This window comes from Ruegeria sp. B32 (genome assembly GCF_025141855.1).
Taxonomy (GTDB): Bacteria; Pseudomonadota; Alphaproteobacteria; order Rhodobacterales; family Rhodobacteraceae; genus Ruegeria; species Ruegeria arenilitoris.
Window position 1 is genome coordinate 3289341 of sequence record NZ_CP081106.1, and the last position, 21326, is coordinate 3310666.

Sequence of the window (21326 nt, forward strand, 5' to 3'; positions counted from 1 at the left end):
ATGCTCTGGTCATTGTTGAAGATCCTGGTTTTTGTCGCGATCGTCGGCCTTCTGGCCATGGGGGCAGGCGTTCTGATGGAAACCAGCGGTGGCATCCAGATCACCGCGATGGGAACCGAGGTCACGCTCAGCCCGCTGCAGTCGGTGATCGCGCTGGGCCTGCTGGTTCTGGCGGTTTGGCTGTTCTTCAAGCTGCTCAACCTGCTGATTGCGACCCTGAAATTCCTCAACGGTGATGAAACTGCCCTTTCGCGCTATTTCGACCGCAGCCGCGAGAAACGGGGCTATCAGGCGCTGGCTGACGGGTTGATGGCGCTGGCCTCAGGAGAAGGGCGGACGGCCATGACGATGGCGCACAAGGCAGAACGGCTGCTGAACAAGCCGGAGCTGACCAACCTTCTGGTGGCCCAGGCGGCCGAAATGGTCGGTGACACCAAGAAGGCCTCGGAAACCTACAAGAAATTGGTGACGGATCAGGCCACACGTTTCGTCGGCGTGCGCGGAATCATGAAACAGAAGTTGGCCGAGGGCGACGACGAAACCGCGCGCAAACTCGCCGAAAAAGCACTGGCGCTGAAGCCGCGGCATCAGGAAACGCAGGATGTGCTTCTGAAACTACAGACCAAGGCGCAGGACTGGGCCGGCGCACGGTCGACCCTGACCGCCAAGTTGAAGTCCGGCGCGCTGCCGCGTGATGTGTACAAGCGACGCGACGCAGTTCTGGCCCTGTCCGAGGCCAAGGGAATTCTGGACGAAACCGCCAGTGTCGAACAGCAGGAGCGCGCGATCGAGGCGAACCGCCTCTCACCCGACCTGGTGCCGGCGGCAGCCATGGCCGCACGGGCCTACATCGCCAAGGGCAAGCCGCGCGCCGCGACAAAGATTCTCAAAAAGGCATGGGAGGCGCAGCCGCATCCGGATCTGGCCCATGCCTTTGCCGAGATCGTGCCCGACGAAACCGCCGAGGAACGGGTCAAGCGCTTTACGGCATTGACGCGCATTCATCCCGAGCATCTGGAAACCCGCCTGATTTTGGCCGAGCTGAACATCGTCGCCGAAGACTTTCCCGAGGCCCGCCGGGCGCTTGGAGATGTGGTCGAGAAAGGTGCCGATGCCCGAGCCTATACCCTGATGGCCGCCATCGAGCGCGGCGAAGGAGCCTCGGACGCGGTGGTTCAGGGCTGGCTGGCCAAAGCGTTGAATGCGCCGCGCGGGCCGCAATGGGTTTGCGACAACTGCCATGACATCCAGGCTGAATGGGCGCCGGTCTGCCCCAACTGTCACAGCTTTGACACGCTCAGCTGGCAGACGCCCAAAACCCCCGAGATCGCCACGGCGACGGGTGTTCACATGCTTCCTCTGATCGTGGGGGCGTTGGAAGACCGCTCGGATATGGCCGAGGACGCCGAGATCGAGGATATCCCCGAGCCCGAGATTGTCGACGCCAGCATGGCTGATCAGGCCCCCGAAGAGCCTGAGACCGAAGACGCCGGACCGAAACCGGCCTAACGGGCGGTTTCGACCTCGAACGCGTCGTTCCACAGTTTGAACAACTCTGCCCGGCGGTTCGGGTCGCTGGCCACCAGAAGGGCGGGCGACAGGGGGATGAACCGTCGTGCGCTGGGCGTCAGTCCGGTCTCGGCCGAGTCCATCCGGGACACAAGCCCCGAGGTTGCGAGCAAGTCCTGTGCCTGTGCAGAGAGCAGGAAATCCAGCAAACGGGCTGCATCGGCACTGTTGCCTGCATTCTTCGGGATCAGAAAGGCGCGGGACAGAACGAGAGTGTAGTCCTCAGGCAAGATCACCCCAACCGCCGGGTCCTGGGCATTCGCGACATATGAGCCAAGCACGTTGTAGGCGATCAGGAACCGGCCCTCGGCAACGTCGCGAATGATCTCGGCGGAACAACAGGTGGCGATGGCATCTATGCGCGCGAAACCTTCGATCAGTGACCCGAAGGTGGTCGCCTCGAGACTGTCGCCATAGGCAAACAGATACCCCAGCCCCGAGGCCGCGATGTCATAGGTCGCCACCCGGCCGCGCAGAAGGTCGGGGCGGGTGCGCATCGCGTCCAGCAGGGAAAAGCGGCTGCGCGGCACCTCCAGATCGTCCAGACGATCCTTGTTGTAGACGATGACCGCGGGTTCGGTGGTGATCCCCCACAGCTCGTCCCGCCAGCGCCGGGCCGGGGGTAGCGCCTGCGTCTGGGCCGAGCTGTAGCGGTGGGCGCAGGCGGTATTGACCAACCAGACCATCTGCTGAACGGCCGAGGAAAACACCGCATCGGCCGGGCTGTGGCCGGTCTTGCAGGCCGTCTTGCTGTGCTGGAACAGCGCGTTCGAGCCCCATTGTTCATAGGTGATGGTCAGGTCTGGGTTCTGCGCCGCGAACTGTTCCATCACCGGGCGGATAATGCCGATATCCGTGGTCGAGCGCACAAGCAGGGGGGTGGGCCCGGTGCCGAATTCGGTAACTGCTTCCTGCGCCGCGGTGCGGGTACCCAACGTCAGCAGGCACAGGGCCAGCGGGATCAGAAACCGTATCATGCGCCTGTTCCTTCGGTGGCGGCCGGAAAGTTCAGCGATACGCGAAACCCGTCATCGGTGCGGGTCATCTCGACGGTGCCGTCAAAGGCTTCGGCGGTGGATTTGACGATCGACAGACCCAGCCCGCTGCTGTCCTCGCCCGAGCCTGCGTTGCGGTTGAACCGGTCGCCCAGTCGGGCAGAGACCGACATGTCCGGCCCAGGGCCGCTGTCGCGCACCCACAGAACGGCGCGGCCACCGTCCAGGCTGGCCCCGATGCTGACCGGGGCCTTGCCGTGGCGCAGCGCGTTGCCCAGCAGGTTCTTGGTGGCCTCGCCCAGCGAGAATGCATCGCCCCGCACCCAGACCGGGTCTTCCCCGATTTTCAGATGCACCTCGACACCGGGGGCGATCACCTCGTGGTCGCTCTGCTCCAGCGCCTCGAGTGCCACTTCGCGCAGATCGACCGGCAAGCGCGGAGCGCTGTCGATGCGGTGGATGACCATCGCGCGCGACAAAAGCTGATCCAGAAGTGTCCCGAGCGACCGCGTACGGTTCAGCAGCCGGTCCAACGCGCGGTGGCGAGCCGGGGCATCCGGATCCGCCTGCGCGATTTCGGCCTGCACCCGGATCGCCGCGACCGGGGTGCGCAACTGATGTGCGGTGTCTGCGATGAGGTTGCGCATCGACAGAACCTGCCGGTCCAGCCGCCCCATGAACCGGTTCATCGCCGCGATCATGACCTGCAATTCGCGCGGCAGACCGTCGCTGGCCACGGGCGTCAGATCATAGGGGTCGCGGCGGATCAGGTCGTCCGACATCGCCTCGAGCGGGCGCAGCGCCGAACGGGTGACGAACCACGACATGATCAGCAGCAACGCGCCGGCCACCGCCATCGGCAGCAGCGCGTCCAGCATCAGCCCGGCGGTCATCGCGCGTCGTGCCAGCAAGGTCTGCCCGACGACGATTTCGACCTCGCCGGAAAAGTCGCGCTCGGCGAACAGGCGGGGCAGTCGGACGAACCGGGCCGGTTCCCCGTTCAGGTCTGCCGCGAAATATTGGGCCGACTGGCTGACGGGCTGCGGGGGCGCGATCACCGTGTCCGGGTCCAGCCCGGTGATGAAGCGCCCGTCGGGCCCGCGCACCGCGTAGTAGATCCGGTCATCCGGGGCCTGGGCCAGCAGTTCAAAGGCCGAAACCGGCAGGTCGACGATGGGCTGGCCGTCCTGGATGCGTACGGATTCGGCGATGTCGCTGGCAGCGCCCAACAGCAGCCGGTCATAGGCCTGACGGGCCGCCAACCGGCCGTTGGCCCAGATCGACAGGCCGACCAGCACGCCGCCCAGAACAAGGATCAGCATCACCGCGCTCAGCACCCGGGCGGTCAGGCTGTGGGGCAGGGGCGGCCTAACCATGCAGGCCGATCCGGTACCCGACCCCGCGCTGGGTTGTGATGGTCACACCGCTGCCCGAGAATTTCTTGCGCAGCCGGGCGATATAAAGCTCGATCGCGTTCACGCCCACATCGGCATCCTCGAACCCGTAAAGCGAGTCGTACAGCCGCGCCTTGGACAGGAACTGCCCCTCGTGCCGGATCAAGGCGTCCAGCACGGCGGCCTCGCGCGCGGTCAGGTTCAGGCGTTTGCCGCCCAGCGTAGCGCTGCGGTCCTTGGGGGCATAGACCAGCGGGCCCAGCGTGATCTGTTCGCTTTTACGGTCGGCATCTCGGCGCACCAGCGCGCGCAACCGCGCCTCGAGCTCGCGCTGGTCGAAGGGTTTGCCCAAGTAGTCGTCGGCCCCTTTGTCCAGCGCAGCGACCCGGTCCTCGACCGCAGTCAGTGCGGTCAGCATCAAGACCGGAATGCGGTCACCCCCGCCACGGATTTCGTCCAGAAAGCCCAGGCCCGACCCGTCGGGCAGGTTGATGTCCAGCAGGATCGCGTCATAGCCCTGGACCGCTCGGAAATCGCGCGCGGCCTCGACCGAGGTCGCCAGATCGCAGACGACACCGGACCGGCCCAGATGGGCCACGACGCCCTCGGCCAGATCCTCGGCATCTTCGATCATCAATACACGCATTGTCCCCCCGAACGCCCGTCGCAACATGACAGGTTCGTGACAGCATTATTCGTTAAAGAAAATCAACCTGCAAGGAAGGGCTGCGCGCCCGACTCCCTGCAGGGACCGGTTTCGTCTGCGTAACAGCAGGCCAAGAAGACACTAGGAGGAGAACCAAATGAAACTGTTTGGAACCGGCGGCGTCGTAGCCGCTGCCGTATTCGCCCTGACCGGCTTTGCCGCCAGCGCTCAGGAATGTATTGCACCGGCAAACCCCGGTGGTGGTTGGGATTTCACCTGCCGTCAGGTGGGCAAGTCGCTGCAGGATCTGGGCCTGATCGACCAGACCATGCAGGTCGTGAACCTGGCCGGTGGCGGCGGTGGCGTGGCCTTTGCCGAGGTGGTGAACAAGCGCAATGACGACAACAACCTGATTGTCGCCGCAAGTGCCGCAACCGCAACCCGTCTGGCCCAGGGCGCCTATCCGGGCAACACCATGGATCAGGTCCGCTGGCTGGCCGCGATCGGCGCCGACTATGGCGTGATCGCCGTGGCTGCCGATAGCCCCGTCAACACCCTGCCCGAGCTGCTGGACCAGATCAAAGCCGACCCGGCTTCGGTTTCGGTTGCTGGCGGTTCGGCCGTGGGCGGCTGGGACCACCTGAAGGTGCTGATCGCGGCCAACGCCTATGGCATCGACGATGTCCGCTCGGTCAAGTACATCGCCTTTGACGGCGGTGGCGAGGCGGTGACCCAGCTGCTGGCCGGCTCGGTCCAGGCCTTTACCGGTGACATTTCCGAAGCCAAGGGTTTCGTGGATTCCGGCGACATCAAAGTGATCGCGGTTCTGGCGCCCGAGCGTCTGCCCGGTGAATTCGCTGACTTCCCGACCGCCAAGGAACAGGGTGTGGATGCCATCGGCGCCAACTGGCGCGGTTTCTACGCTCCGGGCGGCATGTCGGACGAGGCCTACAACGACTGGGTCGCAAAAATCGGTGACCTGTATGCGTCGGACGAGTGGAAAGAAGTGATGGCCGCCAACGGTCTGGCTCCGCTGGACCTGCAGGGGGAGGACTTCCAGAACTTCGTTGCCGAGTCCGTCGGTCAGATCCAGACCATCTCGAAAGAGATCGGGATCATCAAGTAACCGCACCACTCACGTGCAGGCGGGTGCCGCGACAGCGTGGCGCCCGCACTCTTTTTTCCCGAACAACAGGAGACACCGATGAGTGACCGCATCTTCGGGGTTGTCGGACTTCTTCTTGCCATTGGTTTCGCGATATCCGCGCTGGCGATCGAAGAAAGCTTTCTGTCCGATGCCGTTGGGCCCAAGGCCTTTCCTTTGATCATCGCCGCCATTCTGGGCGTGTCCAGCGCGGTGATCGCCCTGCGCCCGGACGCCGAGCCGGAGTGGCCGGCCCTTGGCCGTCTGGTCGAGATCGCCGCCGCGGTGGTGGTCATGATCCTGTATGCCGAATTGCTGCCCGAGCTGGGCTTCGTCATCGCAACGGCCTTTGCCGCGGCCTACCTGGCCTGGCGATTGGGGTCCGGCCCGATCGAAAGCGTTCTGGTCGGCGTGGGTACCTCGGTTGGCATCTACGTCATTTTCCACCTGGTTCTGGGCCTGTCGCTGGCCAAAGGGCCGCTGGGTTTCTAGGGGGCGATCATGGAAACTTTTGCATCCTTGGCCGATGGGTTCGCCATCGCGCTGACTTGGCAGAACCTGATGCTGGCCCTGTTGGGCTGCTTTCTGGGCACGGTCATGGGCGCGCTGCCGGGCCTTGGCCCGTCGAACGGCGTGGCCATCCTGATCCCGCTGGCCTTCACGCTGGGGCTGGGCGCGACGCCGTCGCTGATCCTGCTGACCAGTGTCTATTACGGGGCGATGTACGGGGGGCGGATCTCGTCGATCCTGCTGAACATCCCCGGTGACGAGCCTGCGATGATGACCTGTCTGGATGGGCATCCCATGGCCAAAAAAGGCCTGGCGGGTGAAGCTCTTTCGCTGTCGGGTATCGCCTCATTCGTCGGCGCGTTCCTGGCGACCTGGGGCCTGATCCTGCTGGCGCCTCAGCTGGTCAAAGTGGCATTGCTGTTCGGCCCGGCCGAATATTTTGCCCTTTTTGCGCTGGCATTCATGACACTGGGCGGTGTGTCGTCGACCAACCAGGCCAAATCGGCTTTTGCCGCCGCGCTGGGGCTTGGGCTGGCGACCATCGGCGTTGATACCCAAACGGGCGTGCCGCGCTTTACCTATGGCGAAGTGCATCTGTACGACGGGATCGATTTCCTGGTGGCCATCGTCGGCCTGTTTGCCCTGTCCGAGGTGTTCATTTTCCTCGAACACCGGCATGGCGGGTCTGACGCCGAGGGCAGCAAGCTGAAAATCGGCAAGCTCTACCCTCCGATGTCGATGATCAAGAGCTGCACGCCGACGATGCTGCGCACCTCGTTCCTGGGCTTCATTGCCGGGGTTCTTCCCGGGGCCGGGGCATCACTGGGGTCGTTCATTTCGTACTCGATGGAAAAGCGGCTGGTGGACAAGAAAAACACCTTTGGCACCGGTGATCCGCGCGGCGTGGCCGCGCCCGAGGCTGGCAACAACGCCGCCGCCGGAGGCGCATTGGTACCAATGCTGGCGCTGGGCGTTCCGGGGTCGGGTACCACGGCGGTGCTGCTGGCGGTGCTGCTGGCGCTGAACATCACGCCCGGCCCGCTGCTGTTCACCCAGAACCCGGATGTGGTCTGGGGCCTGATCGCGGCGCTGTTCATCGCCAACTTCATGCTGCTGGCCATGAACATCCCGATGGTGGGCCTGTTCACCCGCGTGCTGATGATCCCGTCGCGCATCCTGATGCCGATCGTGGCCATGGTCAGTTTTGTCGGCATCTACGGCATTTCCGGGTCCAGCTTTGACCTGCTGGTGATGATCGGGTTCGGCGTGATGGGCTGGGTCCTGCGCAAGCTGGACGTGCCACTGGTGCCGATCATTCTGGGTACCCTGCTGGGCAACGCGATGGAGAACAACCTGCGTCGCGCCGTGACCATCGACAATGGCAACTGGTGGACCCTGATCGACAGCCCGCTGTCCATCGGGTTGTGGGCGATCGCGATCATCGGCTTTGTCCTGCCCCTGATCGTGGGCGCCCGGGTCAAGGCCAAGATGCACCAGCGTCGTGACGAAGAAGGCGCGATCAGCGATTGATCTGCCTGTCCGCCGCCCGCCGAAATGGTCGGGCGGCGGATCGTTTGCCGGCCCGTGACCTGCAGGGTCCGCCTGCCGATTGTCCCAGACACTTCGCTTTGCTAACGTCACTCTCGCGTCGGGGAGGGCGTGCAAACCGAAATGCTGGATTACTCGCATAACGCTTGGCTCGTAGCGGCCTCGTTGGCCGTCGCACTCATGGCCGGTTTCACCGGCCTGTATCTGACGCATGGTGCTTCAAAGCTGGATGACCAGAGGCGGAAGTTCGTCGTCGCCCTGGCTGCGGCCATTCTGGGCGGCGGCATCTGGTCGATGCATTTCGTGGCCATGCTGGGCCTGCAACTGCCGATCCTGTTTTACTATGACGCGTTGATCACTCTGATCTCGGCCCTGGTTGCCATTCTGATGGTCGGGCTGGCGCTGCTGCTGTTGCATTTTCGCGCGCGTAGCCCGGGCACGATTGTCGGCGCGGGTGTGATCGTGGGTCTTGGTATCGTGGTGATGCACTATATCGGCATGGCCGGGATGGAGCTGTGCCGCCCCGTCTACACCGCATCGGACGTTGCGATCGCGACCGTGGCTTCGGTGTTGCTGTCAGTGCTGGCGATCTGGGTTGCCTACGACAATCGCACCCAGCGCAATATCCTGCTGGGCACCGTCTGCTTCGGCCTGGCCGTGTTCACCATGCACTTCGTCGCCACGGGCCTGACCGATTTTACCGCCAGTGACAACGCAGGTGGCGCGGGCCCGGCTTTGAACAATCAGGTTCTTGCGATGGGGGTGACCGTTGCGGTGTTCCTGATTTGCGGGGCATTTCTGCTGACCGGAATCACCTTTATCGGGCCCGAGCCGGCGGTCGAAGCGCCGCAGCCGGAACCGGCTCTGCGCGCCGGCGTCCCGTTCGAGCGCGAGGGCCAGACCTTTTTCACCGAACCAGCGCGCGTCGCCGCCATTCGGGCCGAGGGGCACTACACCGTTTTGTACATGGGCGCCGAGAAACTGTTCTGCCCTTGGTCGATCACCGAGGCCGAAACCCGCCTGAAACCAGACGGCTTTTTGCGGGCCCACCGAAGTTACCTTGTGAACCCCAGACACGTTTCCCGGTTTGAGCGGCACAAGGACAACGGCACCTGTTATTTCGACCAGGTCGATGCGCTCAGCAAGGTGCCGGTCAGCCGATCCCGCCTGACGGACATCCGCGAGGCGCTGGGCCTCTGATCGCAACTCGTGCAGCCCATTCGCATTTCGTGAAACAACCCGCGCCCCCCGTTCCTGCGCGATAGCCTGCGCACGCCCTCAGGACTTTGCTTGATCCCAAGGCCCCGACGTGAACGGGCCAAGGGAGGAAAACATGATACCAGCCGGTTTCGAGTATCACCGGCCAGGCGACATCGCCTCGGCCATCGGCATTCTGCAGGAACACGGGGACGAAGCGCGCGTGATCGCAGGCGGGCACAGCCTGATCCCGATGATGAAGCTGCGCATGGCCGAGATGGGCCATCTGGTCGACCTGCAGGCCATCGAGGAACTCAAAGGCATTGAGGTCGGGTCCGATACTGTGACCCTGGGCGCGATGGTCACGCAGCACGAGTTGATCACCCACGACGGTCTGGCCGACGCGATCCCGCTGATCCGCGAAGCGGCGCTGCAGATCGCGGATCCGCAGGTGCGATACATGGGTACGGTCGGCGGGAACGTGGCCAACGGGGATCCGGGCAATGACATGCCGGGTCTGATGCAGTGCCTGAACGCGTCGTTCGAACTGTCCGGCCCAGACGGCACCCGCAACGTCCCGGCCCGCGATTTCTACGAGGCGGCCTATTTTACCGCCCGCGAGGACGAGGAGATCCTGACACGGATTTCCATCCCTGTTCCGGGCCCCGGTGTCGGGCAGGCCTATGAAAAGCAGAAACGCAAGATCGGCGACTACGCAACCGCGGCTGCCGCAGTGATGGTTGGCAACGGTCAGGCATCGGTGGCGATGACCAACCTGTCCGACACGCCCGTCTGGTCTGACGCGGCCAGCGCGGCACTGGCTTCGGGCGATGTCGACGGCTGCGTGGCCGCGATGCTCGAGGCGATCGACCCGGTGGCCGACAACCGCGGCCCCGTCGAATTCAAGAAACACGTGGCCGCCGTGATGCTGCGCCGCGCCATCGACCGTGCGCAGAGCCGCGCGAGCTGAGGGGAGGAACACAGATGTCGAAGATGCATGTCAAACTCACCGTGAACGGCAAGCAGGTCGAGGGCCTGGCCGAGCCGCGCACGTTGCTGATCCACTTCCTGCGGGAAGATCTGAAAATCACCGGCCCGCATATCGGTTGCGAAACCAGCCATTGCGGAGCCTGTACCGTGGATATCGATGGCAAATCCGTCAAATCCTGCACGACCTTCGTGGCGCAGGTGAACGGGGCCGATATCACGACCGTCGAAGGGCTGACCAATGACGATGGCAGCCTTGGCGTGTTGCAGGAAATGTTCCGCGAGCATCACGGGCTTCAGTGCGGTTTCTGCACGCCGGGCATGATCACCCGTGCGCATCGCCTGCTGCAGGAAAACCCCAACCCGACCGAAGAAGAAATCCGCTTTGGCATGGCCGGCAATCTCTGCCGCTGCACCGGGTACCAGAACATCGTCAAGGCGATCTCGGCCTCGGCTGACATGCTGAACGCGCAGAAGGAGGCCGCGGAATGAACGACCAGACCATGACCCCCGAAGAACGCGCCGCCAACCTCAAGGGGATGGGTAGTTCTCGCAAACGCGTCGAGGACGTGCGCTTTACCCAAGGCAAGGGCAACTACGTCGATGACATCAAGCTGGACGGAATGCTGTTCGGCGCCTTTGTCCGTTCACCCTATGCCCATGCCCGCGTTGTCAGTGTCAACAAAGAGGCCGCTCTGGCCGTGCCCGGTGTCGTGGCCGTTCTGACGGCCGAGGACTTGGCGCCGCTGGGTCTGCACTGGATGCCCACGCTTGCCGGCGACAAGCAGATGGTACTGGCCGACGGCAAGGTCCTGTTCCAGGGCCAGGAGGTGGCCTATGTGGTTGCAGAAGACCGCTATGTCGCCGCAGATGCCGTCGAACTGGTCGAAGTCGAATACGAGGAACTGCCGGTTCTGACCGACCCGTTCGAGGCGCTGAAATCTGACGTGGTGCTGCGTGAAGATCTGGAAGGTCAGACCGAAGGCGCCCACGGGCCGCGCAAGCATCACAACCACATCTTCACCTGGGAACAGGGCGACAAGGACGCGACCGAAGCCGTTCTGGCCGAAGCCGATGTGGTGGCCGAGGAGATGGTCTATTACCACCGGACACACCCCTGCCCGCTTGAGACCTGCGGCTGCGTGGCCAGCATGGACAAGGTGACCGGCAAGCTGACGCTGTACGGCACCTTTCAGGCGCCGCATGCGATCCGCACCGTCGTGTCCCTGATTTCGGGCCTGGCCGAGCACAATATCCGGGTGATCAGCCCCGATATCGGCGGCGGTTTCGGCAACAAGGTGGGCGCTTATGCTGGTTATGTCTGTTCGGTCGTGGCCTCGATCGTCACCGGTCAGCCGGTGAAATGGGTCGAGAACCGGATGGAAAACCTGATGTCCACCGCCTTTGCCCGCGACTACTGGATGCAGGGCAAGATCGCCGCCACCAAAGACGGCAAGATCACGGGCCTGTGGTGCCACACCACCGCGGACCACGGTGGGTTCGACGCCTGCGCCGACCCGACCAAGTTCCCGGCCGGGTTCATGAACATCTGCACCGGGTCCTACGACATCCCGACCGCCTATCTGGCCGTGGACGGCGTCTACACCAACAAGGCGCCGGGGGGTGTGGCCTATCGCTGTTCCTTCCGCGTGACCGAGGCCGCCTATTTCATCGAGCGGATGATCGAGGTTCTGGCCATCAAGTTGAACATGGACGCGGCCGAGCTGCGCCGGATCAATTTCATCAAGGCCGACCAGTTCCCCTATCAGTCCGCGCTGGGATGGGAATATGACTCGGGCGATTACCACACCGCCTGGGACAAGGCGCTGGCTGCGGTTGGATACGAGGATCTGCGTGCCGAACAGGCACAGCGGGTCGAGGACTTCAAGGCCGGCAAGACGCGGAAGCTTCTGGGGATTGGTCTGACGCATTTTACCGAAATCGTCGGGGCAGGGCCTGTGAAGAACTGCGATATTCTGGGCTTGGGGATGTTCGACAGCTGCGAAATCCGCATCCACCCGACCGGGTCAGCCATCGCGCGGCTGGGGACGATCTCACAGGGCCAGGGTCACGCCACGACCTTTGCCCAGATCATCGCCAGCGAGATCGGTCTTCCAGCCGACGACATCACGCTGGAGGAAGGAGACACCGACACCGCGCCCTATGGCTTGGGCACCTATGGTTCACGGTCCACGCCGGTTGCGGGTGCTGCAACAGCCATGGCTGCACGCAAGATCCGCGCCAAGGCGCAGATGATCGCGGCCTATCTGCTTGAGGTTCACGACGACGATGTCGAATGGGACGTGGACCGGTTCGCGGTCAAAGGCGCGCCCGAGCGGTTCAAGACGATGAAAGAGATCGCCTTTGCCGCTTACAACCAAGCCATCCCGGGGTTGGAGCCGGGTCTGGAAGCCGTCAGCTACTATGACCCGCCCAACATGACCTATCCGTTCGGCGCCTATATCTGTGTCATGGAGATCGATGTGGATACCGGTGAATGGGAGGTCCGGCAGTTCTATGCGCTGGACGATTGCGGAACCCGGATCAACCCGATGATCATCGAAGGTCAGGTTCATGGCGGTGTGACCGAGGCGCTGGCCATCGCGATGGGTCAAGAGATTGCCTATGATGAGATGGGCAACGTCAAGACCGGCACGCTGATGGACTTCTTCCTGCCAACCGCGTGGGAAACGCCCAACTATACGACCGATCACACGGTGACCCCCTCGCCGCATCATCCGATCGGCGCGAAGGGTGTCGGCGAAAGCCCGAATGTGGGTGGCGTGCCGGCGTTCTCGAATGCGGTGCACGATGCGTTCCGGCCGTTTGGCCTAGTTCAGAGCCACATGCCGCATGACCATTGGCGGATCTGGAAGATCGCCAACGGCTTGGGGATGCACGGGTAATCGGTTTCGGACCGGCGGGGCCCGGTCCGACCCAACGGAGGGGGTGCTGACCCCTCCGACCCCCTCGGGATATTTTGGTCAAACGAAGATTGGACCCTGGTGTGACACTGAGTGACGTTCAGAACGGTTTGGCCCAGCAGGGCTATGTTGCCGACGACCGGTTGGCGATGGCGTTGCATTTGGCCCAGACCCTGGGACGACCGCTGCTGCTGGAGGGTCCGGCCGGTGTCGGCAAGACCGAAGTGGCCAAGGCGTTGGCGGCGTGGCGTGACGCCCGTTTGATCCGCTTGCAGTGTTACGAAGGGTTGGACGCCAGTCACGCGATCTATGAGTGGAACTACCAGCGGCAGCTGCTGGCCATCCGAGCCTCCGAGGCGCGTGGCGGAACCAGCGAGGCCCAACTGTTTTCCGATGACTATCTGCTGAAGCGGCCGTTGTTGGAGGCGATCAGCGCCGATGATCCGCCCGTACTGCTGATCGACGAGATTGACCGGGCGGATGAAGAATTTGAAGCCTATCTGCTTGAAATACTGTCGGACTTTCAGATCACGATCCCGGAATTGGGGACGATTTCCGCCAAAACGCGACCCATCGTCATTCTGACCGCGAACGGTACGCGCGATCTTTCGGATGCGCTGCGGCGGCGGTGTCTGTACAGCTTTTTGAACTATCCGTCTGGCGAGACCGAAATGGCCATCCTGCGGGCCCGGATGCCCGAAGTCGAAGGGCTGCTGGCGCGGCAGATCATCGGAGTGGTTCAGAACCTGCGCAAGGAAGATCTGGAAAAGACACCCGGTATTGCCGAGATGCTGGATTGGGCCGCGGCCCTGTCGGGTCTTGGCGTCAACGATCTGTCCCAAACGCCCGAGGCTGTACAGGCCACTCTGGTTTGTCTGCTGAAGACCGCTGCGGACTATGATGCCGTTCCGCCCGAGGTGATGGATCGCCTGATCGGAAAGGTCGCGTGATGCAGGTGACACGGTTTCCATCGCGGGCGCATGGATTGGCTGACCGGATGGCGGGGTTCGTGGCGCATCTGCGCGGGAACGGTTTGCGGGTCGGACCGCGTGAGACCGGAGATGCGCTGGCCGCACTGGCCTCGGTCGAGGCCACCGATGTCGGGCAGGCGCGGGATGCCTTGTGTGCCCTGATGTCCGGGGATGCCGAGGATTGGCGGCGCTTTGACGATTTGTTCGACGCCTATTGGTTCAACGCGGGCAAGCAGCGGAGCGGTGTCGCACAGAACACCCATGTCAGGGTCCAGTCGGCCAAGCCGATGATCTGGCAGACCGAAGATCGCGGAGATTCCGCTGACGACTCCCCCGATGCGCAGGATGCCAGCACCTCGGATTCCGGGGATGGACAGGCCGAAGGAACAGACGGGAAGCTGATCGCAACCCGGACCGACAACCTGTCACGCCGCGATCTGCGCGAGTTGATGGATGAGCAATCCCTGCGCCGGGCCGAAGCCGCGGCGCTCGCCCTGGCGCGGGCGATCCGGGATCGACGTTCGCGCAGGCGCAAACAGGCGCGGCGGGGTCCGGCGCTGGACATGCGTCGCATCCAGCGGGCGAGCGTTGCGCGCGGGGGCGAGCCTTTGGAGCTGTTTCGCCGTGCCCGACTGCCTCGCCCGATGCGGATCGTCGCGCTGTGCGATGTCAGCGGGTCGATGACCGTCTATTCGCGGGTATTTCTGGCCTTTCTCAAGGGCCTTGTGGCCAGCGGCACGGATGCGGATGCCTATCTGTTTCACACGCGGTTGATGCGGGTCACCGATGCGTTGCGGGACCACGACACCTTGCGCGCCGCTGGCCGGTTGTCACTGATGGCCGAAGGTTTTGGCGGCGGCACGGACATCTCTGGCAGTCTCGAAAGGTTTCTGGACGGATACGGTGCGCGGGCGCTGAATGGGCGCACCATCGTGCTGATCCTTTCGGATGGCTATTGCAGCTCTGACCCGCAGGCGCTGGGTGCGGCTCTGGCGAGGATCCGGCGCAAGGCGCGCAGGATCGTCTGGCTGAACCCTCTGAAAGGTTGGGAGAATTATCAGCCCGTCGCCGCCGCCATGCAGGCCGCCTTGCCCCAACTGGATGCGCACCTTCCGGCAAACACGCTCGACGCGCTGGCCGCGTTGGAGCCCGAGTTTCAAAAGTTGTGAGAGGAACCGATCATGCCTGGTTTCGACATTTTCGACACGATTGACCAGTTGCGCAGCAGCGGCGAGGCGTTCTGCGTCGCAACGGTGGTGCGGACGGCAGATGCGACCTCGGCCAAGGCGGGCGCCAAGGCGGCGATCACCCGGGACGGGCGGATTCTCGGCCATCTGGGCGGAGCCTGTGTCCAGCGGGCGGTGCGCGCCTCGGCACAGGAAGCGCTGGCCAGCGGTGCGTCGCGGATGATCCGCGTGAAACCCTCGGACAAGGTGGTGGCAATGACCGATCCGGATGGCGTTCAGACCTTCAAGAGTGGCTGCCCATCCGGCGGTACGGTCGATCTGCTGGTCGAACCCTATCAACACGCACCCCGCCTGGTGATCTTTGGCGATACCCCGATTGCCCATGCGTTGGCGGCTCATGCGGCATTGGCCGGGTTGCGCGTATTCGTTTCGTTTGAGGCCAGCGACGAAGCGGCGCAATCATGTTTCGACCCAAACGACGTGGATGCGTTGGGGGTTGAGCCCCGCGATTTTGTGGTCGTCGCCTCGCAAGGCCAGAACGACAGGGCCGCGTTGGCCTCGGCGCTGGGTACGCCGGCAAGGCGGGTGTCGATGGTGGCCAGCCAGCGCAAGGCAAAGGTGCTGTCGGCCAGGTTGGTATCGCAGGGCATGGACACCGAGAAGGTTGCGCGCCTGAAGTCGCCTGCCGGGCTGGATATCGGGGCCATTGATCCGCATGAAATCGCCTTGTCGATCCTGGCCGAGATCGTGCGCTGGCGAAATGCGGACACCGCCGAGGAGACAACTCATGATGAAAAACTTGCGTAGCTGGGTGGCGCGGCTATGGCCGCCCCGACCCGCTCAAACCCCCGAGGATGCCGCGGAACAGGCGCTGCGCGTCTTTCCCAGATGTTGTTGAGCAGAGGAATACCCAATGGAACTGACTGACGAAATTCGCATTGCGGCCCCCCGGGACGCGGTTTATCGCGCGCTGAACGATCCCGAGGTTCTGCGGGAATGCATCCCCGGCTGCGAAGAGCTGACCCAGACCGCCCCCAACGAGCTTGAGGCCAAGGTGGTTCTGAAAATCGGTCCGGTGAAGGCGCGTTTCGCTGGCGAGGTGACACTGGACCAGACCAACGCCCCCGACGGATTTTCGCTGGTGGGCGAGGGCAAGGGCGGAGCCGCGGGCTTTGCCAAGGGTGGTGCGGACGTGACGCTGACCGAGGATGGTGATGAGACCGTTCTGACCTATACCGCCAAAGTTGATGTCGGGGGCAAGATTGCCCAGTTGGGCAGTCGTCTGATTGCCGGAACGGCCAAGAAGCTCTCGGGCAAGTTCTTCACCCGGTTCGGCGAGGTCGTTGCCGCGCAAACCGCTGCCTGAAGCAGGCGCCCGGCGCCGTTCCGGTTGACGAATTGCGTGAGGGGGGTATGCACCTGCATAGCGTTTGGCGCTGATGCAGCAGGAGACAATGGTGCCCCCCACCTTGAAAATTGCCGAACTTGAGAATTGGCTGGTGATGAAGCCCGCTGACCTCAAGTCGATTCGTCAGCTGGTCACACGGCTGGAACATGCGCCCAAGGCTCCGGGTTCGGCCGGGCGTTTTTCTGCGGCACAAGCGGACATCGTTACCTCGCTGGGCGCCGATTGGCAGGCGGATCTATTTGAGCCCGAGCACATGGTCAAACAGTACCGCGCATGGTTGGCTGCATTGCGAAGCCGCGGAGTTTCGCAAGCGGTGCCGATCGGGCAGGTCTTTTCCGGGCGCGTCCTCAAGGTGCGCGGGCAGAACGCCTATTGCGGCGTTTTTTTGGACTTCTTCAAAGATACCGGCGCCATCCCGGCGCTGTGCAATGACTGCTACAAGGTGCAGATTTTACCGCATGACCTGCGTGCGATGTTCCAGACTTATGCTCTGCTGCTGAAGCTGGATCTACCCAATGACAATGCCCGCAAATGCATGATCGAGCTGCGCGACGGGATCAAATTTCCGTACAAGGCCTATATTTATTGCGACACCGTTGATGACGTGCGCGCCTGCCTGCAGGCGTTCCGCGATCTTCAGGCCAAGCATGGGACTGAAGGAATCAGCAGCAAGATCTCGCACGGATGTTCGGAATACGGGCAGAAGTATCCGGCATTCAAATTCCCGGAAACCGATGACGCGCCCGAGTTCGTGCCCGATCCGCAATGGCCTGCTATCGAAAAGGCCTATTTCAGGTCGATCAAGCTTCCGGCACAAGCCCGGGACAGCAACACCCGTGAGCATGTCAGCCTGCGCGATGTCTTTGCCTTCTGCACATGGGTCAAATACGCCGAGCTGATCGGCGACCCGACCAGCAAGGCCTACGCGGCGCTGCGCGGACCGGACCTTCCCCAGCAATTCACCAAGCGGGTGCGGTCTCAGGCAAAGATCCGTCGCCGCGAGATGGAGGAATTGCAGAAGACGGAATGAGAGCCGACCACCCGTTCGAGGAAGGTTTGTGCGGTCGTCACATCTGTTCGGGGATATGGTGCCCAGGAGAGGACTCGAACCTCCACGTCCATACGGACACTAGCACCTGAAGCTAGCGCGTCTACCAATTCCGCCACCTGGGCAGGTGTCGTGGAGGGGCGTTTAAGCCTACTCGCCGAGGGCGTCAACAGGATTCGAACGGAATTTCGAAAGTTTTTTTTCAGCCATCTTCCCGCGGCGCGATCCCGCAGGTTCCGGCAGTGTTTTTTGCCTGATGCGCGGCGTTATTGCGCCTTGTTTGCCGGGCTTTGGAGCGGTAGATCGGAACAAGACCTACACAGCAGGAGCCCAACCATGTCCAAACTGGTCACGATTTACGGTGGATCGGGATTCGTCGGCCGCTATATCGCGCGACGCATGGCCAACGAAGGGTGGCGTGTACGGGTGGCGGTCCGTCGTCCGAACGAGGCGATCTTCGTCAAGACCTATGGCGTCGTCGGCCAGGTCGAGCCGATTCTTTGCAATATCCGCGACGATGCCTCGGTGGCCAGTGCGATGCATGGTGCCGATGCGGTCGTCAACTGCGTGGGCGTTCTGAACGAACTGGGCAAGAATGGATTTGGCGCCGTGCAAGACGAAGGCGCGGGCCGCATCGCCCGTCTGGCGGCCGAGCAAGGCATTTCCCGTATGGTCCATATTTCGGCCATCGGTGCTGACGCGAATTCCGACAGCGAATACGCACGCACCAAGGCTGCGGGCGAAGCTGCCGTGCTGACCCATATCCCCGATGCCGTGATCCTGAGGCCCTCGGTGATCTTCGGGACCGAGGATCAGTTCTTCAACCGTTTCGCCGGCATGACCCGTATCTCGCCCTTCCTTCCGATCTTTGGCGCCGACACCCGGTTCCAGCCGGTGTTTGTGGATGACGTGGCGCAGGCCGCGGTCAAGGGTGTGTTGGGCCAGGCCGCAACGGGCGTCTACGAATTGGGTGGACCCGAGGCCAAGACCTTCCGCGAACTGATGCAGCAGATGCTCGAGGTGATCCACCGCCGCCGCATCATCATCGGTCTGCCGTTCTGGGTTGGGCGGATCATGGCCGGGGTTCTGGACATGCTGAAATTCATCAGCTTCCAGCTGTTTCCGAACAACATCCTGACCCGCGACCAGTTGAAGAACCTGCGCCGTGACAATGTGGTGTCCGAAGGAGCGAAAGGTTTCGCCGATCTGGGGATCGAGCCTGCTTCGCTGGAATCGGTTCTGCCGGAATACCTGTGGAAATTCCGCCCGTCGGGTCAGTACGACGACATCCAGAACTCGGCCCGGAACCTGCGCATCTGATCAGCTGTAAGCGACAATCAGCAGGATCGTACCCAGAATCACGCGATAGATCACATATGGCGTGAAGCTGACGCTACGCAGCAGACGCATCATCAGGCTCAGCGCCAACAGGGCCGAAACAAAGGCGAATACGGCTGCAATGGCGCTGTCCTTGGCCAGCTGAGCGTTGGCCTGCCCGATCACGTCCAGCGACAGCAACGCACCCGAGGCGATGATCGTGGGGATCGACATCAACATCGCAATGCGCGCGCCGTCCTCGCGGGTATATCCCAAGTGCCGCGCGCCGGTGATGCAGATCCCCGACCGAGAGGTGCCGGGAATCAGCGCCAGGACCTGCCACAGACCCAAAATAGCCGCGTCGCGCAGCCCCCAGTCCGCGGCCTCTTTGGTCTGGGGGCCTTTCTGGTCCATCCAATACAGCAGCAATCCGAAGCCCAGCATCGTCCACCCGATCACTGCCACGGATCGCATCGCGCTGCTGAGGCCGGTCAGGTGCAGGATCGCGCCGACGATGACGGTCGGGATGGTGGCCACGATCAAGGCCATGGCCAGTCGAGACTGTGGGGTGTCGATGCGCCCGCGCAACGCACTTGGCAGGCCCGCAAGGGCCAGTTTCACGTCGCTCCAGAAATACAGAACCACCGCGCCCAATGTGCCCACATGCACCGCGACGTCGATGGCCAGCCCCTGGTCTTCCATTCCGGTGAGGCTGGGCAGCAGGATCAGGTGGCCTGATGACGAAATCGGCAGAAACTCGGTGATCCCCTGGATGATCGCCACCAGAATCAGCTGAAAAAGACTCATCTGCCCGCCCGTGTTTGCGCCTGCGTTCTTTGCATTCAAGGCGTATAAGCGCGATCAGCAAAAGGAAAGCCAGGATTTAGGTCCGAAGTGGCCCTAAAAATGCACAGAAAGTCGCCGAAAGAGATCGATCTTTCCGTTTTTTTCCAATTTAGGTCAGTACAATTGACTTTTCATCCGAATTGGCTTCGCATAAAGAAATCCGACCAAGCCAATTCATGGAGTCTGACCGTGGCCAAGCAAGCGATGCTGAAATTTGTGCAGATCGATCGTGACATGCCTGAAAAGCGCGCCGCAACCGATCGCAGAGCGGACTTTCATGAAATCTATGCCGAATACGCTGCCGAAAAAGCCGCCGAGCAGGCCAGCCGTTGCAGCCAGTGTGGTGTGCCGTACTGTCAGTCGCACTGTCCGCTGCACAACAACATCCCGGACTGGCTGCGCCTGACCGCTACCGGACGGCTGGAAGAAGCCTATCAGACCAGCCAGGCCACCAATACCTTCCCCGAGATTTGCGGACGTATCTGCCCGCAGGACCGCTTGTGCGAAGGCAACTGCGTGATCGAGCAATCGGGCCATGGCACTGTCACCATCGGTGCGGTCGAGAAGTACATTACCGACACCGCGTGGGAAGAAGGCTGGGTCAAACCTGTTGCTCCAACCGCCGAGCGCCCCGAAAGCGTGGGCATCATCGGGGGCGGGCCTGGTGGCCTGGCGGCGGCGGACATGCTGCGCCGGGCCGGGATTCAGGTCACGGTCTATGACCGCTATGACCGCGCGGGCGGGCTGCTGATGTACGGCATCCCGGGCTTCAAGCTGGAAAAGGACGTGGTTCAACGCCGCAACGACCTGCTGGCCGAGGGCGGCGTGACTTTCGAGCTGAACTGTGACGTCGACGCTGCCAAGTTCGCCGAGATCCACGCAAAACATGACGCCGTGATCATTGCGACGGGCGTCTACAAGTCGCGGGATCTGTCCATGCCCGGCAGCGGCCTGCCCGGTATCGAAAAGGCGATCGATTTCCTGACTGCCTCGAACCGCAAAAGCTTTGGTGACGCGGTTCCTGAGTTCGACGATGGCCGCCTGAACGCCAAGGACAAGAAGGTGGTCGTGATCGGTGGCGGTGATACGGCGATGGATTGCGTCCGCACCTCGATCCGTCAGGGTGCGACCTCGGTCAAATGTCTGTATCGCCGCGACCGGGCGAACATGCCGGGTTCACAGCGCGAAACCCAGAACGCCGAAGAAGAGGGCGTGATCTTTGAATGGCTCAGCGCGCCCAAGGGTTTTGTTGGCGATGAGCGGGTCACCGGCGTGATGGTGCAGAAGATGCGCCTAGGCCAGCCCGATGCCACCGGCCGCCAGGCCCCCGAAGTGATTGAAGGCGCAGATTACGTCGAAGAGGCCGATCTGGTCATCAAAGCGCTGGGCTTCGAGCCCGAGGACCTGCCCACCCTGTTCGGCCAGCCCGACCTGCCCGTGACCCGCTGGGGCACCGTCAAGGCCGCGTTCGAAACCGGCGAGACCGAGATGGACGGCGTCTATGCCATCGGTGACATCGTGCGCGGTGCCTCGCTGGTGGTCTGGGCGATCCGCGACGGGCGTGACTGCGCGCAGGCCATCATCGACCGGTTCAACGGCAAGGCCGCGCTTGCGGCCGAGTGACCCCGCAGCCCA

19 protein-coding genes and 1 tRNA gene are annotated in these 21326 nt (G+C 62.9%); 15 read left to right on the forward strand and 5 right to left on the reverse strand.

Features of this window, described 5'->3' with window-relative positions; all coding sequences use genetic code 11:
• On the forward strand, positions 1-1509 hold the full coding sequence (locus K3752_RS16665; RefSeq protein WP_170510682.1) for a heme biosynthesis protein HemY: 1509 nt from the start codon (positions 1-3) through the stop codon (positions 1507-1509).
• Here K3752_RS16665 and K3752_RS16670 read toward each other — a convergent pair.
• Genes K3752_RS16670 through K3752_RS16680 form a run of 3 tightly spaced genes read right to left on the reverse strand, consistent with a single transcriptional unit; the run spans position 1506 to position 4604 of the window.
• A complete protein-coding gene (locus tag K3752_RS16670; protein WP_260063851.1) occupies positions 1506-2546 on the reverse strand; it encodes an ABC transporter substrate-binding protein in 1041 nt (346 codons plus the stop codon). The two genes, K3752_RS16665 and K3752_RS16670, sit on opposite strands and share 4 nt — an antisense overlap.
• Positions 2543-3940 (reverse strand): sensor histidine kinase, encoded by a 1398-nt coding sequence (locus tag K3752_RS16675; protein WP_260063852.1) that lies wholly within the window; start codon positions 3938-3940, stop codon positions 2543-2545. Before K3752_RS16675 ends, K3752_RS16670 begins: the two co-directional genes overlap by 4 nt.
• Positions 3933-4604: a response regulator transcription factor gene (locus K3752_RS16680; RefSeq protein ID WP_170340612.1), complete on the reverse strand. Its 672-nt coding sequence runs from the start codon at positions 4602-4604 to the stop codon at positions 3933-3935. Before K3752_RS16680 ends, K3752_RS16675 begins: the two co-directional genes overlap by 8 nt.
• Before the next feature lie 157 nt (positions 4605-4761).
• Here K3752_RS16680 and K3752_RS16685 point away from each other — a divergent pair, with 157 nt between their 5' ends.
• The 12 genes from K3752_RS16685 (at position 4762) to K3752_RS16740 (ending at position 17510) form a co-directional block, all read left to right on the forward strand.
• Entirely contained in the window at positions 4762-5730 is a 969-nt protein-coding gene (locus tag K3752_RS16685) for a tripartite tricarboxylate transporter substrate binding protein (RefSeq protein WP_170361035.1), read from the forward strand.
• Positions 5731-5808: 78 nt separating this feature from the next.
• The gene (locus tag K3752_RS16690) at positions 5809-6240 is read left to right on the forward strand and encodes a tripartite tricarboxylate transporter TctB family protein (RefSeq protein WP_170340610.1); all 432 of its coding nucleotides are present in this window, start codon (positions 5809-5811) and stop codon (positions 6238-6240) included.
• Positions 6241-6249: 9 nt separating this feature from the next.
• A complete protein-coding gene (locus K3752_RS16695; protein ID WP_170361033.1) occupies positions 6250-7788 on the forward strand; it encodes a tripartite tricarboxylate transporter permease in 1539 nt (512 codons plus the stop codon).
• A 141-nt stretch (positions 7789-7929) separates the two neighbouring features.
• A complete protein-coding gene (locus K3752_RS16700) occupies positions 7930-9006 on the forward strand; it encodes an MHYT domain-containing protein (protein ID WP_260066344.1) in 1077 nt (358 codons plus the stop codon).
• Between the two features lie 133 nt (positions 9007-9139).
• On the forward strand, positions 9140-9973 hold the full coding sequence (locus tag K3752_RS16705; RefSeq protein ID WP_260063854.1) for a xanthine dehydrogenase family protein subunit M: 834 nt from the start codon (positions 9140-9142) through the stop codon (positions 9971-9973).
• 14 nt (positions 9974-9987) lie between these two features.
• A complete protein-coding gene (locus K3752_RS16710; protein WP_093963851.1) occupies positions 9988-10482 on the forward strand; it encodes a (2Fe-2S)-binding protein in 495 nt (164 codons plus the stop codon).
• The gene (locus tag K3752_RS16715) at positions 10479-12896 is read left to right on the forward strand and encodes an aerobic carbon-monoxide dehydrogenase large subunit (protein ID WP_170438855.1); all 2418 of its coding nucleotides are present in this window, start codon (positions 10479-10481) and stop codon (positions 12894-12896) included. Before K3752_RS16710 ends, K3752_RS16715 begins: the two co-directional genes overlap by 4 nt.
• A 167-nt stretch (positions 12897-13063) precedes the next feature.
• Positions 13064-13864: a MoxR family ATPase gene (locus tag K3752_RS16720; protein ID WP_254430801.1), complete on the forward strand. Its 801-nt coding sequence runs from the start codon at positions 13064-13066 to the stop codon at positions 13862-13864.
• Entirely contained in the window at positions 13864-15054 is a 1191-nt protein-coding gene (locus K3752_RS16725) for a VWA domain-containing protein (protein WP_260066346.1), read from the forward strand. Before K3752_RS16720 ends, K3752_RS16725 begins: the two co-directional genes overlap by 1 nt.
• 12 nt (positions 15055-15066) lie before the next feature.
• On the forward strand, positions 15067-15879 hold the full coding sequence (locus tag K3752_RS16730; protein WP_170447156.1) for an XdhC family protein: 813 nt from the start codon (positions 15067-15069) through the stop codon (positions 15877-15879).
• Between the two features lie 106 nt (positions 15880-15985).
• Complete coding sequence (locus K3752_RS16735; protein ID WP_093963846.1) at positions 15986-16438, forward strand: carbon monoxide dehydrogenase subunit G; 453 nt, start codon at positions 15986-15988, stop codon at positions 16436-16438.
• Positions 16439-16529: 91 nt separating this feature from the next.
• Positions 16530-17510, forward strand: coding sequence for a hypothetical protein (locus K3752_RS16740; RefSeq protein WP_260063855.1), 981 nt, complete (start codon positions 16530-16532; stop codon positions 17508-17510).
• Between the two features lie 56 nt (positions 17511-17566).
• On the opposite strand, the gene K3752_RS16745 is transcribed toward K3752_RS16740, so the two are convergent.
• A tRNA-Leu gene (locus K3752_RS16745) sits at positions 17567-17653 on the reverse strand.
• Positions 17654-17864: 211 nt separating this feature from the next.
• Here K3752_RS16745 and K3752_RS16750 point away from each other — a divergent pair.
• Positions 17865-18848, forward strand: a complete 984-nt coding sequence (locus K3752_RS16750; RefSeq protein ID WP_260063856.1) for a complex I NDUFA9 subunit family protein — start codon at positions 17865-17867, stop codon at positions 18846-18848.
• On the opposite strand, the gene K3752_RS16755 is transcribed toward K3752_RS16750, so the two are convergent.
• A complete protein-coding gene (locus tag K3752_RS16755; RefSeq protein ID WP_260063858.1) occupies positions 18849-19652 on the reverse strand; it encodes an undecaprenyl-diphosphate phosphatase in 804 nt (267 codons plus the stop codon). It lies immediately after the preceding gene.
• A 228-nt stretch (positions 19653-19880) separates the two neighbouring features.
• On the opposite strand from K3752_RS16755, the gene K3752_RS16760 reads away from it, so the two are divergent.
• Positions 19881-21314, forward strand: coding sequence for an NAD(P)-dependent oxidoreductase (locus tag K3752_RS16760; RefSeq protein WP_260063859.1), 1434 nt, complete (start codon positions 19881-19883; stop codon positions 21312-21314).
• The last annotated feature ends 12 nt before the right edge of the window (positions 21315-21326 follow it).

What these genes read in the sequence shown, in the direction of transcription:
- K3752_RS16665 (WP_170510682.1), top strand. Translation starts at nt 1, where the DNA reads ATGCTCTGGTCATTGTTGAAGATCCTGGTTTTTGTCGCGATCGTCGGC.
- K3752_RS16670 (WP_260063851.1), bottom strand. Translation starts at nt 2,546, where the DNA reads ATGATACGGTTTCTGATCCCGCTGGCCCTGTGCCTGCTGACGTTGGGT.
- K3752_RS16675 (WP_260063852.1), bottom strand. Translation starts at nt 3,940, where the DNA reads ATGGTTAGGCCGCCCCTGCCCCACAGCCTGACCGCCCGGGTGCTGAGC.
- K3752_RS16680 (WP_170340612.1), bottom strand. Translation starts at nt 4,604, where the DNA reads ATGCGTGTATTGATGATCGAAGATGCCGAGGATCTGGCCGAGGGCGTC.
- K3752_RS16685 (WP_170361035.1), top strand. Translation starts at nt 4,762, where the DNA reads ATGAAACTGTTTGGAACCGGCGGCGTCGTAGCCGCTGCCGTATTCGCC.
- K3752_RS16690 (WP_170340610.1), top strand. Translation starts at nt 5,809, where the DNA reads ATGAGTGACCGCATCTTCGGGGTTGTCGGACTTCTTCTTGCCATTGGT.
- K3752_RS16695 (WP_170361033.1), top strand. Translation starts at nt 6,250, where the DNA reads ATGGAAACTTTTGCATCCTTGGCCGATGGGTTCGCCATCGCGCTGACT.
- K3752_RS16700 (WP_260066344.1), top strand. Translation starts at nt 7,930, where the DNA reads ATGCTGGATTACTCGCATAACGCTTGGCTCGTAGCGGCCTCGTTGGCC.
- K3752_RS16705 (WP_260063854.1), top strand. Translation starts at nt 9,140, where the DNA reads ATGATACCAGCCGGTTTCGAGTATCACCGGCCAGGCGACATCGCCTCG.
- K3752_RS16710 (WP_093963851.1), top strand. Translation starts at nt 9,988, where the DNA reads ATGTCGAAGATGCATGTCAAACTCACCGTGAACGGCAAGCAGGTCGAG.
- K3752_RS16715 (WP_170438855.1), top strand. Translation starts at nt 10,479, where the DNA reads ATGAACGACCAGACCATGACCCCCGAAGAACGCGCCGCCAACCTCAAG.
- K3752_RS16720 (WP_254430801.1), top strand. Translation starts at nt 13,064, where the DNA reads ATGGCGTTGCATTTGGCCCAGACCCTGGGACGACCGCTGCTGCTGGAG.
- K3752_RS16725 (WP_260066346.1), top strand. Translation starts at nt 13,864, where the DNA reads ATGCAGGTGACACGGTTTCCATCGCGGGCGCATGGATTGGCTGACCGG.
- K3752_RS16730 (WP_170447156.1), top strand. Translation starts at nt 15,067, where the DNA reads ATGCCTGGTTTCGACATTTTCGACACGATTGACCAGTTGCGCAGCAGC.
- K3752_RS16735 (WP_093963846.1), top strand. Translation starts at nt 15,986, where the DNA reads ATGGAACTGACTGACGAAATTCGCATTGCGGCCCCCCGGGACGCGGTT.
- K3752_RS16750 (WP_260063856.1), top strand. Translation starts at nt 17,865, where the DNA reads ATGTCCAAACTGGTCACGATTTACGGTGGATCGGGATTCGTCGGCCGC.
- K3752_RS16755 (WP_260063858.1), bottom strand. Translation starts at nt 19,652, where the DNA reads ATGAGTCTTTTTCAGCTGATTCTGGTGGCGATCATCCAGGGGATCACC.